Annotated in this window: 13 protein-coding genes; all 13 read left to right on the top strand. The window is 33.3% G+C overall.

Going from position 1 to position 16,585, the window contains the following annotated elements:
* The first annotated feature begins 1 nt into the window (after position 1).
* The 13 genes from bluB to cobN all read left to right on the top strand — a co-directional run bounded on the left by bluB (position 2) and on the right by cobN (position 16,326).
* Positions 2-640 carry a 5,6-dimethylbenzimidazole synthase gene (gene bluB / locus GQS58_RS02060; RefSeq protein ID WP_166382337.1) on the top strand — a complete coding sequence of 213 codons (639 nt, stop codon included), beginning with the start codon at positions 2-4 and terminating at the stop codon, positions 638-640.
* Positions 641-643: 3 nt separating this feature from the next.
* On the top strand, positions 644-1,843 hold the full coding sequence (cbiE, locus tag GQS58_RS02055; protein ID WP_166382335.1) for a precorrin-6y C5,15-methyltransferase (decarboxylating) subunit CbiE: 1,200 nt from the start codon (positions 644-646) through the stop codon (positions 1,841-1,843).
* Positions 1,844-3,685 (top strand): precorrin-4 C(11)-methyltransferase, encoded by a 1,842-nt coding sequence (gene cobM, locus GQS58_RS02050; protein ID WP_166382333.1) that lies wholly within the window; start codon positions 1,844-1,846, stop codon positions 3,683-3,685.
* A 76-nt stretch (positions 3,686-3,761) separates the two neighbouring features.
* Complete coding sequence (locus tag GQS58_RS02045; RefSeq protein WP_166382331.1) at positions 3,762-4,550, top strand: precorrin-6A/cobalt-precorrin-6A reductase; 789 nt, start codon at positions 3,762-3,764, stop codon at positions 4,548-4,550.
* Positions 4,541-5,623, top strand: coding sequence for a cobalt-precorrin-5B (C(1))-methyltransferase CbiD (gene cbiD, locus GQS58_RS02040; RefSeq protein WP_166382329.1), 1,083 nt, complete (start codon positions 4,541-4,543; stop codon positions 5,621-5,623). Before GQS58_RS02045 ends, cbiD begins: the two co-directional genes overlap by 10 nt.
* Positions 5,623-6,339, top strand: coding sequence for a hypothetical protein (locus tag GQS58_RS02035; RefSeq protein ID WP_166382327.1), 717 nt, complete (start codon positions 5,623-5,625; stop codon positions 6,337-6,339). The genes cbiD and GQS58_RS02035 overlap by 1 nt, the downstream gene beginning before the upstream one ends.
* Positions 6,336-7,982 (top strand): AAA family ATPase, encoded by a 1,647-nt coding sequence (locus tag GQS58_RS02030; RefSeq protein WP_166382325.1) that lies wholly within the window; start codon positions 6,336-6,338, stop codon positions 7,980-7,982. The genes GQS58_RS02035 and GQS58_RS02030 overlap by 4 nt, the downstream gene beginning before the upstream one ends.
* Positions 7,972-8,490 carry a bifunctional adenosylcobinamide kinase/adenosylcobinamide-phosphate guanylyltransferase gene (locus tag GQS58_RS02025; protein WP_166382323.1) on the top strand — a complete coding sequence of 173 codons (519 nt, stop codon included), beginning with the start codon at positions 7,972-7,974 and terminating at the stop codon, positions 8,488-8,490. Before GQS58_RS02030 ends, GQS58_RS02025 begins: the two co-directional genes overlap by 11 nt.
* Positions 8,487-9,800, top strand: coding sequence for a cobyrinate a,c-diamide synthase (locus GQS58_RS02020; RefSeq protein ID WP_166382321.1), 1,314 nt, complete (start codon positions 8,487-8,489; stop codon positions 9,798-9,800). Before GQS58_RS02025 ends, GQS58_RS02020 begins: the two co-directional genes overlap by 4 nt.
* 3 nt (positions 9,801-9,803) lie before the next feature.
* Positions 9,804-10,388 (top strand): cob(I)yrinic acid a,c-diamide adenosyltransferase, encoded by a 585-nt coding sequence (locus GQS58_RS02015; RefSeq protein ID WP_166382319.1) that lies wholly within the window; start codon positions 9,804-9,806, stop codon positions 10,386-10,388.
* Between the two features lie 548 nt (positions 10,389-10,936).
* The gene (gene cobW / locus GQS58_RS02010; protein ID WP_166382317.1) at positions 10,937-12,013 is read left to right on the top strand and encodes a cobalamin biosynthesis protein CobW; all 1,077 of its coding nucleotides are present in this window, start codon (positions 10,937-10,939) and stop codon (positions 12,011-12,013) included.
* Between the two features lie 3 nt (positions 12,014-12,016).
* On the top strand, positions 12,017-12,526 hold the full coding sequence (locus GQS58_RS02005) for a DUF6933 domain-containing protein (RefSeq protein WP_166382315.1): 510 nt from the start codon (positions 12,017-12,019) through the stop codon (positions 12,524-12,526).
* 53 nt (positions 12,527-12,579) lie between these two features.
* Positions 12,580-16,326, top strand: a complete 3,747-nt coding sequence (gene cobN, locus GQS58_RS02000; protein ID WP_166382313.1) for a cobaltochelatase subunit CobN — start codon at positions 12,580-12,582, stop codon at positions 16,324-16,326.
* Positions 16,327-16,585 lie beyond the last annotated feature (259 nt).

Here is a 16,585-nt window from a genome sequence, read left to right as displayed (position 1 = left end):
GATGAACAAATTTACTTCAGAAAATATAGAAACGTTAGAACAGATTATTCTTGCTCGTAGAGATGTAAGAGGGAATCGATTTACAGACGAACCTGTTGTTCAAGCAGATTTAGATAAAATTCTATTTGCTGGAGTAAATGCACCTTCCGTTGGTTTTTCACAGCCTTGGGAGTTTGTTGTGATTAAAGATTTAGACATCAGAAATAAAATAAAGGATAGTTTTTTTGAAGAAAACGAGAAAGCTAAATCCCTTTTTGAAGGAAAAAAAGCAAATGCATATACCCAATTAAAATTGGAAGGTATTGTAGAATCTGCACTAAATATTGCGGTATTCTACAAACCTAGTGAGCATCCTGTTTTAGGACAAACTACCATGAAAGAAGCAGGTGTTTATTCTGTGGTTTGTGCCATACAAAATATGTGGTTAATGGCAAGAGCGTTAAATGTTGGTTTAGGTTGGGTTAGTATTTTAAATCCTGATAAGGTGAAGACCATATTAAATGCTCCTAAAGACAGACAACTAATTGGTTATTTGTGTTTAGGGCATGTAGATAAATTCTACGAAAACCCAGAATTAGAACGTTTACAATGGGAAAAACGTAAGAATATAAATGATGTTGTTATTAAGGATTCTTATTAAGAAATGAAGCAAAAAAAGACACATATCGATTTTTATTTAATTGGAATAGGCAATCATCGTACGCCCAAGTTAAATGATGATGCTTTAGAGTTCATACAACAATCTACTGTTTTTTCTGGCGGAAAACGTCATTATCAACTGGTAAAATCTTATTTACCAGAAAACCATACTTGGATAGAGATTTCAGGGAAAATGGACGCTTTAATTCAGCAATACAATACTTTTGATAAGTCTATTGTTGTTTTTGCTTCTGGTGATCCTTTTTTCTACGGATTCGGAAATACCTTACAACGTTTAATACCGAATGCTAAACTAAATTCAGTTCCTTATTTTAATAGCATTCAGTTACTATGTCATAAAACGCAAACCAATTATAACAACTTAAAATCGATATCGGTTCACGGTAGAGATTGGTCGGCTTTAGACGAAGCATTAATCAATAGAACCGAATTAATTGGAGTATTAACTGATAACAAAAAAACACCGGCAGAAATTGCAAAGCGTTTGTTACAATATGGTTTCGATAATTATTCGATAACTATTGGAGAGGCTTTGGATGGAGATACAGAACATATTGAGCAACTCGATTTATTGTCGTGTACTCTTAAAACTCATCAACATTTAAACTGTGTTTTATTAAAACAAATAGCACCAAAAAAGAAACACTTTGGCATACCCGATACTGCTTTTATTCCGTTAAAGAATAGAGCGAATATGATTACAAAAATGCCCATTCGTTTAAGTACAATTCAGGCATTAGAGTTGCAAAATAAAGCTGTTTTTTGGGACATAGGTTCTTGTACCGGATCTGTCGCTATTGAAGCCAAACAACACTATCCGAATTTAAAAATTATAGCTTTTGAAAAACGTACAGAATGCGCTGCTATTATTCAGCAAAACACCGAACGTTTGGCAACTCCTGGCATCGAAATTATTATTGATGATTTCTTTAACCTCAACCTAAAAGACTACCCAATTCCGGATGTTGTATTCATTGGCGGACACGGAGGAAGGTTAAAAGAACTAATTAAACTTTTACATCAAATAAACCCATATTTAAAACTGGTTACCAATGCTGTAAGAAAAAATAGTAGCGAGGTTTTTACAGAAGAACTTACCAAATTAAATTATACAATTAGTACAAATAGCATTCAAGTAAACGAGCATAACAAAATTAGCATTCACACCGCAGAAAAACAATAAATGAAAAAAATAGCCATTATAGCAGTTACTGAAAAAGGGTTAGAAAAAGCCCTTATTATTCAGAAAGAATTTCCAAAATCTTTGGTAATTACAACGTTAAATTCTTCGGATAAAAACGTATCAACTATTAGCTCAATATCAAACTATTTAACTGATAATTTCTTAAAATTAGACGGTATTTGTTTTGTGACTGCTTTAGGTATTTGTGTGCGATTAATTGCACCTTATATTCAAGATAAAAACACAGATCCTGCAGTAATTTCTGTGGATGATTTAGGTCTAAATGTGCAAGCTGTTTTAAGCGGACATAAAGGTGGCGCAAATGATTTTGCTTTAAAAGTTGCTTCCGTTTTAGGAGCCAACCCAATTATATCTACGTCTAGTGATGTACAAAATATTTGGGCGTTAGATACGTTAGCAAATCAATATGATTGGCAAGTAGCCACTTCTTTATCAATGAACAAAACAATGGCGTTGTTTGTAAATAATAAACCTACTGCCCTATTGTTAGATATTAAAGATAAAGGTACTCAGCATTTAGAAAAAACAGTACCTAATTTTGTTACTGTTTTTTACGATGAAGCGGAGATTGATTACACACAATTTGAGTTATTTATTGCCGTAAGTTATAAAGTGTATACAAGTACAATTGCTAGTGTATTCTTTATACCAAAAGTACTTTCTGTTGGTTCTGGTTGCTCTAAACAATTAGATTCAGTTCTTTTTGAAACTACTTTAAAAGAAGAATTGAAAAATAGAAACATTCACTTTTCAGCGATTAAAAACGTTGGATCTATAGATATTAAGGCACAACAACAAGCGTATTTAGATTTTAGTACAAAAAATAACATTCCGTTTAGCACTTTTACTTCAGACGAAATAGACACCATTACCGTACCAAACCCAAGTGAAATGGTGCAATCTAAAATTGGTGTTGATGGTGTTTCCGAATCTACTGCAATGCTACTTTCTGGAAGCAAAAATGTACTAATTGAAAAACAAAAAATTCATTTAGAAAATGGTGAGAAATTCACTTTTTCTATTGCTTTAGATGTTAAGGCAGAACGTAGAACCGCTATCGCAATTATTGGTGCAGGACCTGGTGATGAAGAATTAATTACCGTAAAAGGAAAAGCCTATTTAGAAAACGCAGATTGTGTATTGTACGCAGGTAGTTTAATTCCTGAAGAAATGACCAATTGGTGTAAACCAGGTGCTGTGGTTAGAAACTCTGCAATGATGACTTTAGAAGAGCAAATAGCGGTAATGCAAGAACATTACAAAAAAGGTAATGCTATTGTACGTTTACAATGTGGAGATCCTTCTTTGTATGGCGCTATCCAAGAGCAAATGACCATTTTTGATGAATTAGAAATGGAGTACTTTATTGTACCAGGAATTTCAGCTTTTAGTGCCGCAGCTGCCGTTTTAAAATCTGAATTTACGATTCCGGAAGTAGTACAGTCTATTGTTTTAACACGTGGAGAAGGTAAAACACCAATGCCATCAAAAGAAAGTATTGCTGCTTTTGCAGCTACAAATGCTACCATGTGTATCTTTTTAAGTGTAGGAATTGCTAAAAAAGTAGAAGCGCAATTATTAGAACATTTTGATGCTGATACGCCTGTAGCAGTGATGTACAGAATCTCTTGGAAAGATGAAGAAATTTATCAAGGTAAATTAGAAAATCTAGCAAAAATTGTAAAGGACAGTAAAAAAACAAGAACAGTATTAATTATCGTTGGTCATGCAATTGGTGCTCGTAAAAACAGGTCTCAATTATACAGTCCAGATGTGAAACACATTTTTAGAACGAATAAGAAATTTGTAGTAACAGAATAAAACCATTTCGTATTTAGATCTCATAGGTTTTAAAAACCTGTGAGATTTTTATAAACTTATTGATAAAACATATAGCATGATATTAGTCTTTGGAGGAACAACAGAAGGTAAAAAAACAGCTGCTTTATTAGAAAGTATGGCAATGCCTTTTGTGTATTCTACAAAAACAAATATCTCTTTTGATATCACTAAAATTGCGCGTTACCGTTACGGTGCATTAGATGAAAAAGAACTAGAAAGTTATTTACTAGAAAACAATATACAAACCATTATTAACGCTTCTCATCCGTTTGCAGAAATATTGCATAAAACCATTGCTAAAGTGGCAGAAAAGCTACAAATCCCTGTACTAAAATTCGGACGAGAATTACTTTCTAAAACCATTCATCCTTTAGTAAAATATGTGAATTCATATGATGCTGCTTTTGCGTTGTTAAAAGAAAAACAGACTTTATTAGCCTTAACTGGTGTACAATCTATTAAAAAATTGCATCCGTGGTGGCAAAAAAATACAACGTATTTTAGAATACTAAACAGACCAGAATCTTTAGCCATTGCTAAAGAAAGTAATTTCCCTGAAAAGCAATTAATTTTAGGCTTACCGTCTGACAGTTTAGAAAAAGAAATTGAGCTGATTAAAACACATCATATTGATGTAATTCTTACCAAAGAAACTGGTAACAGTGGGTTTTTAAGTACCAAGATTGAAGCAGCCTTAAAAACGAACGCAAAAATTATTATCATCAATCAGCCTAAAATACCTAGTTACTTTACGCTTGTGTTTCATAAAATTGATTTACAACGTATTTTAACAGATACTCCTACTCCAACATTGCTAACCAATACTTCGCAATTATGGGATTAAGAGAAGTACCAAAAGGACCTTTAAGAGAAGGTTTTACAACAGGCACTTGCGCTACTGCTGCTGCAAAAGCAGGATTGATGGCGATTATCCATCAGAAGAAAAACAGCACTGTAAACGTACATTTACCTATTGATAAAATATTAGAAATTAAGATTCATTCTTGTGAGTTTACAGAAAGTACAGCTACATGTTCTGTAATAAAAGATGCCGGAGATGATCCTGATGTTACCAATGGAGCAGAAATAGGTTGTATTTTAAAATTAACACAAGAAAAAGACATTCAGTTTATTGCCGGAGAAGGCGTTGGTACCGTTACTCTTAAAGGTTTAGAATTGGCTATTGGAGAACCTGCAATTAATCCTGTTCCTAGAAAAATGATAACCAGTGCACTTCAGAAATTATTGCACGATTATGATTTAGAATGTGGTGTATCAGTGACCGTTTTTGTAACCAACGGAAAAAAATTAGCAAAACGGACACTTAATGAACGTGTTGGCATTATGAATGGCATTTCTATACTAGGTACAACTGGTATTGTAAAACCATACTCTTCATCTTCGTATATAGCCAGTATAGAACAAGGTATTGATGTTGCTGTGGCTAATAATATTACAGAATTGGTGATTAATTCCGGAGCAAGAAGTGAAAAATTTTTATCAGAAAAATTTAATCATTTGCCAGCATATGCTTTTATCCATTATGGAAATTGGATTGGAGAAACCCTTACTAAAATTAATCAATGCCCTATTAAAAAAGTAAGCATTGGTATTATGCTTGGTAAAGCAGTAAAATTAGCAGGTGGAATAACAGATACGCACAGTTGTGTGTCTAGTTGGAATAAAGATTTTGTAGTGGATTTAGCACAACAAATTGGCTTTGAAGACGGAGATAAAATTAAAGAATTAAATATGGCAGGTCGTTTAATTGAGTTATTCGAGTTTGAACAAAATTCGCCTTTCTTTCAATTACTATTAGAACATTGCTATAAACACACGCATACAAAAATGAAACAGGTAGCCCTAGATATTTACCTTATTCATAAAAACGGAACACTTATTAAATACATTAAATAATGACAATAACTTCTTTAATTAGGCCTTTAATGGCAGGGATTTTACATTCTTTTGAACCAGACCACGTTACAGCAGTTTCTGTATTGGCAACCGAAAATGCTATCAGTAAAAAAAAGGTAGATTTTAAGACTGTCTTTAAAGCATCTCAGTGGGCGTTTGGGCATTCTGCAACCTTATTACTTTTTGGTGGCGTGGCTTTACTTTTTAAAAGTATGGCTACTTTATTTGTACATAATATTTCTTTTTATGCAGAACTAGCGGTTGGTCCTATTATGATCTGGTTAGGTGTTGTTGCAATTAAAAGAAACCATGCGATTAATGAAATGGTTAAAGAGCATAAAAAGATTGAAGCGCACGAGCATCAACTAGCTAACCCAATACATTTACACGGTACCAAAGGAGAAGAAATTGCGGTAAACCCAATGAATAAATCTTTTTGGATTGGCATGTTACACGGATTAGCTGGTACAGGTGGCGCTTTAACTTCTGCACTCGTTTTAAGTAGTGATACTGTAACCGATGCTCTTCTTATTCTTGCCGTAGAATCTCTAGGTATCATTGTAGCAATGGGTGCTTATAGTTATGTTTTAATTACGGTAATGAGTCGTTTTTTAGAGCGAAATTTATCCATTTTTAAATGGATGAATGGTATTGCCGGTGCAGCATCTGCAATTATCGGAATTATATGGACTTATAATACACTTTCTACCTTATGATTGCTGATAAAAAACAAATCAACTTTCCTTTTTCTGCCATTGTTGGTCAAGATAATTTTAAGTTAGCTCTTATTTTAAACTTGGTAGACCCGCTTATTGGTGGTGTTTTGGCTATTGGTGATAAAGGAACAGGAAAAACTACATTAATTAGATCGTTAACAAATCTAATGACTGATCAAGAAAAATATCCTTTTATAAATTTACCCATTGGTGTTTCTGAAGACCGACTTATTGGAAGCATCAATTTAGAAGAGTTGATTAATGCGAAAAAAGAAGTGATTAACCTTGGGTTAATGGCGCAAGCTCACCAAGGTGTTTTATATGTAGATGAGGTAAATTTATTACAAGATTATCTTACAGATATTTTATTAGATGCCGCTGCTTCGGGAAATTATTACTTAGAAAGAGAGGGAATTTCTCGTTATTTTAAAAGTCGCTTTTGTTTAGTAGGTTCTATGAATCCTGAAGAAGGAAGTTTAAGACCACAACTAAAAGACCGTTTTGGTTTAAGTGTAAACATTACCACAACTACAGATGCTAAAGTACGTCAGCAAATTATTAAGCAACGTTTTCAGTTTGATGATAACCCTGCGGATTTTGTTGCTAATTATAAAAGTAAAGACCAACGTATTGCAACGCAAATTGAAACCGCTAAAAACAAGTTAAAAACGGTTCTTATAAACGATGCTATTATAGAATACTGTAGCGAATTAGCCATTCAGCATCAAGTAGAAGGTTTGCGTGCAGACATTTTATTATTGAAAACAGCAAGGGCTTTTGCGGCGTATCAAAACGCGACAGAAGTTACTAAAGGAGATGTTGATAAAATAGCAGATTTTGTGTTAAACCACAGAAGTTTAAATAAGTCTCCAAATCAGCAAAACCCGAATCAAAACGAAAACGAGCAACCCAAAGAAGCTCCATCTGAAGGAAATGCGTCTAAAGAAGAAAATATCCATTTTTTAAGTCCTAAAAACGATTTTCAGAAACAAAAAAATACGTTTACAGACAAGATAGAAAATGGCTCTAAAGCAATTCACTATAATCAAGGAAATGTTTCTACTACAGACACAAAAAAAACGGTAAGTCAATATGTAGCAACCGATAAGTTTGAAATAAAGACGAAACACAAAAAATCACTTTTAAAAGAACACCATATCTTTTTAATAGATTCTAGTGGCTCTATGTTAAAAAATCAAATTATAGCGTATGCAAAAGGAACGGTAGATAAAATTGCAACACAATCTAAAAACCAGAACACACAGTTTTCTATTGTTTCTTTGTTTGATGGAGAAGCGCAACATATTTTACATAGAACTGCTGTTTTAAAAGATATTGAAATTGCATTAACCTCACTTAAAACAGGTGGAAAAACAAACTTAACTGCCGGTTTTAAACAAATAAAAAGTATTTGTGTTGATGTTGATTTTAAACACAATTTACATATTATAACAGACGGAAAGTTAAATGCAGATAGTAATTTAGAAGCAACCGTATTGGCTTTTCAAACGTATTGTAAAGGCGTACATAACACCCAAGTTATTGATGCAGAAAAAGGCATGGTAAAAATTGGTGTTGCTGCAGATTTTGCCAATCGTATTCATGCCAATTACGAACCTTTAATTACAGAAAATGAGCGCTAAAATAATACATATTATTACTGGCGGACAACGTTCTGGTAAAAGTGAATACGGAGAAGAAGTTGCCTTAAGTTTAGACGATTCGCCAACTTATTTAGCAACTTCTAAATATTGGGATGCTGAATTTAGAAAACGTATAGAAATTCATCAAAATAGACGAACTAATAATTGGACCACCATAGAAGAAACGCTTCATTTAAGTAAAATAACTGCTGTAAATAAAGTACTATTTGTAGATTGCATAACGCTTTGGATAACCAACGTAATGGATCATTTTAAATATGATACTGACTTAAGTTATCATTTTATTGTTGAAGAATGGAATTTACTTTGCGAGAAAAATAATATCATTATTGCTATTAGTAATGAGATTGGTTTGGGCGTAATCCCTATGGAAAAAGCAACACGACAATTTGTAGATTTACAAGGAAAAGTGAATCAATATATTGCCAAAAAGGCGACCAAAGTAGATTTTATGGTATCCGGAATTCCAATACACACCAAAGGATGATAAAACAACTGATAATTTCTGCACCAAGTAGTAATGCTGGTAAAACTACGCTTACTTTAGGATTGCTGCGTTTATTCAAAAATAAAAAGATAGCGATACAACCTTTTAAGGTTGGTCCAGATTATATAGACCCTAAATTTCATCAATTGGCTTGTAAAAAAGTGGGTGTCAATTTAGATTTATTTATGATGTCTCAAGAAGAGATAAACACCTGTTTAAACTTCTATGGCAAAGAGGCTAAAATTAATTGCATAGAAGGTGTAATGGGCTTGTTTGATGGCGCAAAAAAAGACCAAGGTAGTACGGCAGAAATGGCTAAAAAGCTAAAAACACCTGTTTTACTGGTGATTGATGCTAAAGCTGTTGCGTATTCTGTTGCACCGCTTATTCAGGGTTTTGTGAATTTTGATAAAGAAGTAGAAATAATGGGCGTTGTCTTTAACCGCGTAGGTTCCGAGAGACATTACGATATGCTTAAAGAAGCTTGTGATGATATTAATGTACGTTGTTTTGGCTATTTATCGAATTTAAAAGACATTGAAATTCCGTCGAGACATTTAGGATTAAACATACAAGAAATAGAAAAGTTTGATATTGTTATTGATAAAATTGCAAACGAACTAAACAAAACGGTAGATTGGCAAGCTATTTTAGAAGCTTCTAAAGAGATTGAACCAAGTGCTCTTTTATCAACAGAAAAAACAACAGCATCCAAAAAAATAAAATTTGCAGTGGCTAAAGATGCTGCTTTTAATTTTATATATCCGCAGAATATTGCTGCCATGGAAGCATTAGGAGAAGTAGTGTTTTTTAGTCCGATAGCTGATGTGAAAATTCCTGATTGCGATTTTATCTATTTACCTGGCGGATATCCGGAAATGTATTTAAAAGAATTGTCTAACAATACAGAAATGCTGAAAAGCATGAAAGAATTCGCAGAAAATAACGGTACTATTTATGCCGAATGTGGCGGAATGATGTATTTAGGAAAAGCGATTATCTCTGAAAATAACGAGGCTTTTACAATGGTTGATTATTTTGATTTTGAAGCTTCAATAGCGGATAAAAAATTGCATTTGGGGTATCGTACTTCTGCCATAAATAAACATATTTTTAAAGGGCACGAGTTTCATTATTCTAGTTTAGTAAACGATACTGAAACCACCATAAATGCCACAATTACAAATGCAAGAAATGGTGATACAAACACTAAAATTTATAAAAAACAACGGGTAATGGGTTCTTATGTACATCACTATTTTGGTACATCAGAAAAACTGTTACAATTGATTAACGAAATAAACGATTAGCACATGAAAATTTATACAAGAAAAGGAGACAAAGGTACTACCGGAGTTTTTGGAGGGAAAAGAGAATTTAAAAACTCTGCAAGAATTGAATGTATTGGAACTTTAGATGAAGTAAATTCTACCATTGGTTTAATGCGTTCTAAACTAGGAAACGAACACGAATGGCAACCAAATTTACATCGCATTCAGAAAGATATGATGAATATGATGTCTCACTTGGCTAGACCTTCTGATTCTAAAAAAGAAAATCCGAATCCGGAACCGAAAGATGGCGCAGATTTTTGTGAAGTTTGGATGGACGAAATGGAAGCAAATATTAGCTCTCCATCAGATTATTTTTTATTGCCTGGTGGAAATGAAATATCGGCACTTTGCCACGTTTGTAGAACACAAATGAGAAGAGGAGAAAGACAATTGGTTACCTTAATGCAAGAAGATCCAGAGTGTGTACACGACTATATTATGAGTTATGTAAACCGTATGTCTGATTTATTTTTTACCATGGCAAGAGCAGAAATGGACAAACATGGTGTTGCAGAAGAAAAATGGAACTTGTTTTTATACAAGAGAAAGAAGAAAAAAAGTTAAAGTGAATTGCTTTGCATATTCAAATTAATACGGTTTACAAATAATTATTTCGTGTAAATGAATTTCAAGTTCATAAAGAGTTCTCGATACAATTTTTATTACGCTACCGCTTCATAAAAATCACTCGAACTGACATGCGAAATATTTAATAACAAATTGTATAATACCAAATAAACATCAAAATGACTGATTAAATTCATTTCTTTTTCCTTACTAATTCAATATAAAATAGCACCGTAGCTATGGCTATGATTCCATTTTCTATCTCTTATTAAGAAAAAATAATTTAAATTTATCATCAATCATTTTAAAATTCATTTGGTATAAAAGAAGGTTTGCAGATATGTAAATAGCTTATTATAAAACAGCAATACTTACTGTATCTTTTTAAAATGGATAGTAAGTTTTGCGTTAGGGATAGTAGCGGCATCCTTTTTTATTCCTTTTTGGATAAAAAAGATATAGCGAATAGCCCGACCCAGAGGGAAACGCCCAAAAAGGAATAAAGAACATTATTATAAAATAGTAAGAATCTAAATTTTAAAGACATGAACAAGAAAATACCAATTACCATAGTTACCGGATTTTTAGGTGTAGGAAAAACTACTTTAGTGCATAATATGCTAAAAAATGCCAACGGAAAGCGTATTGCTGTTTTGGTAAATGAATTTGGAGAGGTAGATGTAGACGGACAATTAATTGCTTCATCGGAATGTGATGATGAGGGTTGTAATTTAATTCAGTTACCAAACGGTTGTATCTGCTGTACGGTGCAAGAAGAGTTTTTGCCTTCTATGTTGCAATTATTAGAGCGCAAACATGAAATTGACCATATTGTGATTGAAACGTCTGGTTTATCGATGCCTAAACCTTTGGTAAAAGCAGTGAACTGGCCAGATTTAAAGCCCCATATTACTATTGATGCTGTAATTACGGTGGTAGATGCTGTAGGAATTGCTACTGGAGAAATTTGCGATAGAGAACGTGTGCAAGCGCAACGTTTGGCAGATGATTCTTTAGACCACGAAACACCTATTGAAGAGTTATTTTTAGATCAGTTAGGTTGTGCAGATTTGGTTTTAGTGAGCAAAAGAGATTTAATTGATGATGAAAAGTTTGAAGAGGTTACTAAAATAATTACAGCCAAAGCAAGACCTAATACCAAAATTATTGCGGTTGTAAATGGTGAATTGGATAATGATTTATTATTAGGTGTGGAAGCTTCTGCAGAGGACGATGTAGATAACCGTCATTCTATTCACGAAGAGCACCATAAGTCTGGAAACCACCACCACCACAACGATGATATTAAAACAGTTTTATTAGAGTATACAGAAACTGCGGATATTAAAGTTTTAGTGAAAGATTTAAAAAAGCTTGTAGAAGACAACGAGATTTATAGAATTAAAGGTTTTGTAAACATCCCTAACAAGCCAATGCGTATGGTTTTACAAGGTGTTGGTGCTCGTTTCGATTATTATTTTGAAAGACCTTGGGGAGAAAATGAAGCTCGCAAAACAAATTTAGTGGTTATTGGTAAAAATATAGAATTGACTAAAAATAATGAAGTGATAACGCATGCTCATAGTCATGATCACGGACATTCTCATTCTCATTCTCATTAAACGATGACGCACATTTTTACTACAAAAAAGCTGGAGAAGATTATACACAAGAAAATTGAAAACAGCGATTTAATCGATGAGCATGTTCTTGGAAATTGGAATGCAAATATTTTTTATGTAGCGAAAAAAAAATGTTTGCTTTTTGTTAATTCTGAAACTTTTTTTTCTGTCGTTATTCCTCGTTTTTCAATGAAAGATATTGACAAGTTAGATGCGTTATTTCTGGATAGTTATTATAATCAATTGTTATTTGAAAAAATAGCAGTTGATTATAAAAACATTCTTGCTAAAATTGGAGAAGTAACGTTTCATTCCACTAATAATAACAGAAAAACCATTGGTGTTCTTACTTATAATATAGAGAAATTGAACTATTTTAAATATGACTATCCTGTTTTTAATGCTTCTGTAATTAGAGAAATGACCCAAAAATTGAACAGAACTCCTTTTAAACAATTAGGTTGGAAAACGCCCAATGAAGAAATGATTTCTTTATTGGCGAACAATAAGTAGTTGGTGGTTTGCTGTATATTAAAAAATAAGTAATCTAATAAAATTATAACAACGTGCATTTAATTTCTACCATACCAGGCGGCTGGAACCCTAATGATGAAGGGGTGTTTTATATAGATCAATCTCCGGGAGACATCGTTTTTTTGTCTTCGGCAGATTCCGATTTATTTATGATGAATAATGCCTACAAATTAATACATAATTCTGTAGACAATGCACCTACTTTTCGGTTTGCAAACCTTAGTTATTTTAAGCAAGAATTAACTATAGATACGTATGTAGATGATGTAATTTCTGCCGCAAAAATTGTAGTTCTTAAACTTTTAGGCGGAAAAGCCTATTACAATTATCTTTGTGAAGCGATTACAGATTGTTGCGAAGAAAACAATATTCAGCTAGTATTTTTACCTGGTGATAACAAACCAGATTTAGAGTTGATGCAATCTTCTAACATTCCGTTAAAGGATGTCGATTTAATTTGGAAATACATTCAGGCAGGTGGACTAGAAAATTGTAAAGCATCTTTGCAATTAATTAGCAACAGAATTACAGATACAGTTGTAATTCCGGATGCTATAAAAACCATTCCCGATTTATTTTTATATCACCCAAAAGAAGGTATTTATACTTCATCAACAGAAAATAAAGAAAAAAAACAAGCTATTATTTTTGGGTATAGAAGTTATTATTTATCTAATAATTTAGCACCAATACATAGTATTATTGATGCTTTAGAGCAACAAGGAATTTCTGCAATTGCATTAATGGCAGCTGGGTATCGAGAACATGATATTCAGCAACAAATTTTTAATTTACTAAAAGCGCATCAAACAGAAAAACCCCAAGTTATTATTAATACTACAGGGTTTAGCGTGCAAGGATTTAATGATACTACACAGAGCTTGTTCGATGTTTTTAATGTCCCCGCTATACAGGCGATTATGGGAAGTTGCAATAGAGAAAGTTGGCTAGAAGGTAGTTTTGGCTTACCACCTACTGATATTGCTATGAATATTGCGTTGCCAGAGGTGGATGGAAAAATTATATCGAAAGTAATTTCGTTTAAAGAATCGGTAGAAAAAGATGCTTTAACAGATTCTGAAGTGGTTTCTTACGTTCCGAATTTAGAAGGTTGTGAGTTTGTTGCACAAATGGCTAAAGCATGGATTAACCTACAAGAGAAAAAAAATGCTGATAAGAAAATTGCATTGGTTTTACCGAACTATCCTAATAACAATAGTCGTTTAGCAAATGGTGTTGGGTTAGATACGCCACAAAGTACGTTGCAAATTTTAGCGCAATTGGCAGCTGAAAATTATGCCCTTGCGGCCGATTATCCTAAAACGACCAAAGAACTTATACATAAGTTAACCAATTCTGTTACCAACGATTTAGAAACGATAAATACATTAAACGAAAGACACGCTATTAAATTAGACGAAGCTATTTTTTATAAGTACTACAATCAGCTTTCTAAAACACTTAAAGATACAGTAGAAGCACAATGGGGAAACCCAAAAGATTCGCCAAATTATAAAGAAGGTTCTTTTTTAATTCCTGGTTTTATTTCTGATAATGTGTTGGTGAGTATTCAGCCAAGTAGAGGTTATAATTTAGATTTACAAGCCAGTTATCACTCGCCAGACTTACCTCCTCCTCCAGCCTATTTAGCCTATTATATTTGGTTGCAACATAGTTTTAAAGCCGATGCCTTAGTGCATATTGGCAAGCACGGAAACTTAGAATGGTTGCCCGGAAAAAGTGTGGCTTTGAGTAAAGAAACCTGTTTTCCTGCGGCTATTTTAGGCGCTATTCCGCATTTTTATCCGTTTATTATTAATGATCCAGGAGAAGGCACACAAGCCAAAAGAAGAAACCAAGCAATTATATTAGACCATTTAATTCCGCCTATGACAAGGGCAGAAAATTATGGCGATTTATTAAAACTAGAACTGTTAATTGATGAGTTTTATGAGTCGGCTTTGGTTGATAAAAGAAGAGCCTCTTTAATTAAAACCAAAATTGAAACGCTGGTAAATGAAACCCATCTTAAATCTGATTTAAACGAAGACGGTAAAGATATTGATGCTCTACTAGAAGTTATTGATGGTTATTTGTGTGAACTAAAAGAATCGCAAATTAGAGGAGGCTTGCATATTTTAGGAAAACTACCAAGAGAAGAAAAATTAGTCGATTTAATTGTTGCCTTGCATCGTTTGCCACAAGGCGATTTAAAAGGAATTACACAGAGTTTGGCTGAAGATTTACAACTCGATTTTGATCCTATAAACGTAGAATACTCTAGTTCTTTTGAAAAAGATATTTTCGGTATTTCTTGTAGAACTTACGGACAAGCAGTTGAATTACTAGAAAACAAAGCGAAGAATCTTGTCAGCCAATTGTTTAACAACGATGTTCTAGAAAATATTGGACAATACACCAATCAAATATTAAACTACATACAACAACATACAGTACCCGTTTTAGAAAAAACAAGTAATGAAATCAGCCATTTAATTAAAGGCTTAAACGGACAATACATTCCGGCTGGAGGTTCTGGCGCTCCTACAAGAGGACGTTTAGATATTTTACCTACCGGACGAAATTTTTATTCTGTTGATGTGCGTACTGTTCCCTCTGAAACCGCTTACCAATTAGGCAAAAAAAGTGCTCAGAATATTATTGATCGCTATTTACAAGAAAATGGAGAATACCCTACTTCTATCGGTTTATCGGTTTGGGGAACCTCAACAATGCGAACCAGTGGCGATGATATTGCACAAGCTTTAGCTTTAATTGGCGTAAAACCTGTTTGGCAAGGAAGCAACCGAAGAGTGAAAGATTTTAAAGTACTTTCTACTTTAGAGTTAAAACGACCACGAGTTGATGTAATGTTGCGTATTTCTGGTTTTTTTAGAGATGCTTTTCCTGATTTAATTTCGCTCTTTAATGCCGCTGTAGAAAAAGTTGCTACGCTAGATGAAACCGATGAACAAAACCCAATAAAGAAACGTTTTGATGAAGAAAAACTGCAATGGCAAGAAGAAGGTTTAGATGAAAAACAAGCCAATGAAAGAGCTTTGTATCGAGTATTCGGTTCGAAACCTGGTGCGTATGGAGCAGGTTTACAAGGTTTAATTGATGGAAAAAACTGGACAACTTCTGATGATTTAGCACAAGCATATATCAATTGGAGTGGTTATGCGTATTACGGAAAAGACAATAGTGGAAAATCCGCCCACGAGACCTTTAAAAAACGATTGTCTAATATTGAAGTCGTAATGCAAAATCAGGATAATAGAGAGCATGATATTTTAGATTCTGATGATTATTATCAGTTTCAAGGAGGAATGACGGCAGCCGTAAATACTATAAAAGGATCTCAACCAGAAACGTATTTTGGCGATCATTCTCGTCCTGATAATCCGAAGGTAAAATCTTTAAAAGAAGAATTGTTAAAAGTTTTTCGCTCTAGAGTTGTAAATCCAAAATGGATGCAAGGGATGCAAGAACATGGGTATAAAGGTGCTTTTGAAATGGCTGCCACTATGGATTATTTGTTTGCTTATGATGCCACCACCAACTTAATAGAAGATTTTATGTACGAACAAATTACAGAAACCTATTTGTTTGATGAACAGAATAAAGCTTTTATAGAAGAACACAATCCTTGGGCTTTAAAAGACATGTCTGAGCGTATGTTAGAAGCGATTCAGAGAGGAATGTGGGAAAATCCGTCTGACGAAATTATAGAACAGTTAAAAGAAATCTATAAAAATGCAGATGCTATTACAGAATAAAAAATAGCTGTTAAAAATAAATCGGTATGTAACAGTAGTTTTTTAACGCTATAAAACTTTATTTTAATAGCGTTAAAACCTACTCAGGAATTAACTATCCATTTTTTCTTCTAAAGTAATATTGTCCGGTTTTTTTAAAATACGAAACTTAGAAAGATGTTCTTTACAAAGTTCTTTTATTCGTGAAATGTACTGATTAGATTTATGAAACTATAAATCAGAAGGAGACAAAAATTATTTCATTTCCTTATACTCCAAC

The organism is Polaribacter sp. 11A2H (assembly GCF_011379025.1).
Lineage (GTDB): Bacteria > Bacteroidota > Bacteroidia > Flavobacteriales > Flavobacteriaceae > Polaribacter.
Note: the sequence above shows the minus strand (reverse complement) of the source record. Positions and strands in the feature narration are given on the sequence as shown.

What these genes read in the sequence shown, in the direction of transcription:
- bluB (WP_166382337.1), top strand. Translation starts at nt 2, where the DNA reads ATGAACAAATTTACTTCAGAAAATATAGAAACGTTAGAACAGATTATT.
- cbiE (WP_166382335.1), top strand. Translation starts at nt 644, where the DNA reads ATGAAGCAAAAAAAGACACATATCGATTTTTATTTAATTGGAATAGGC.
- cobM (WP_166382333.1), top strand. Translation starts at nt 1,844, where the DNA reads ATGAAAAAAATAGCCATTATAGCAGTTACTGAAAAAGGGTTAGAAAAA.
- GQS58_RS02045 (WP_166382331.1), top strand. Translation starts at nt 3,762, where the DNA reads ATGATATTAGTCTTTGGAGGAACAACAGAAGGTAAAAAAACAGCTGCT.
- cbiD (WP_166382329.1), top strand. Translation starts at nt 4,541, where the DNA reads ATGGGATTAAGAGAAGTACCAAAAGGACCTTTAAGAGAAGGTTTTACA.
- GQS58_RS02035 (WP_166382327.1), top strand. Translation starts at nt 5,623, where the DNA reads ATGACAATAACTTCTTTAATTAGGCCTTTAATGGCAGGGATTTTACAT.
- GQS58_RS02030 (WP_166382325.1), top strand. Translation starts at nt 6,336, where the DNA reads ATGATTGCTGATAAAAAACAAATCAACTTTCCTTTTTCTGCCATTGTT.
- GQS58_RS02025 (WP_166382323.1), top strand. Translation starts at nt 7,972, where the DNA reads ATGAGCGCTAAAATAATACATATTATTACTGGCGGACAACGTTCTGGT.
- GQS58_RS02020 (WP_166382321.1), top strand. Translation starts at nt 8,487, where the DNA reads ATGATAAAACAACTGATAATTTCTGCACCAAGTAGTAATGCTGGTAAA.
- GQS58_RS02015 (WP_166382319.1), top strand. Translation starts at nt 9,804, where the DNA reads ATGAAAATTTATACAAGAAAAGGAGACAAAGGTACTACCGGAGTTTTT.
- cobW (WP_166382317.1), top strand. Translation starts at nt 10,937, where the DNA reads ATGAACAAGAAAATACCAATTACCATAGTTACCGGATTTTTAGGTGTA.
- GQS58_RS02005 (WP_166382315.1), top strand. Translation starts at nt 12,017, where the DNA reads ATGACGCACATTTTTACTACAAAAAAGCTGGAGAAGATTATACACAAG.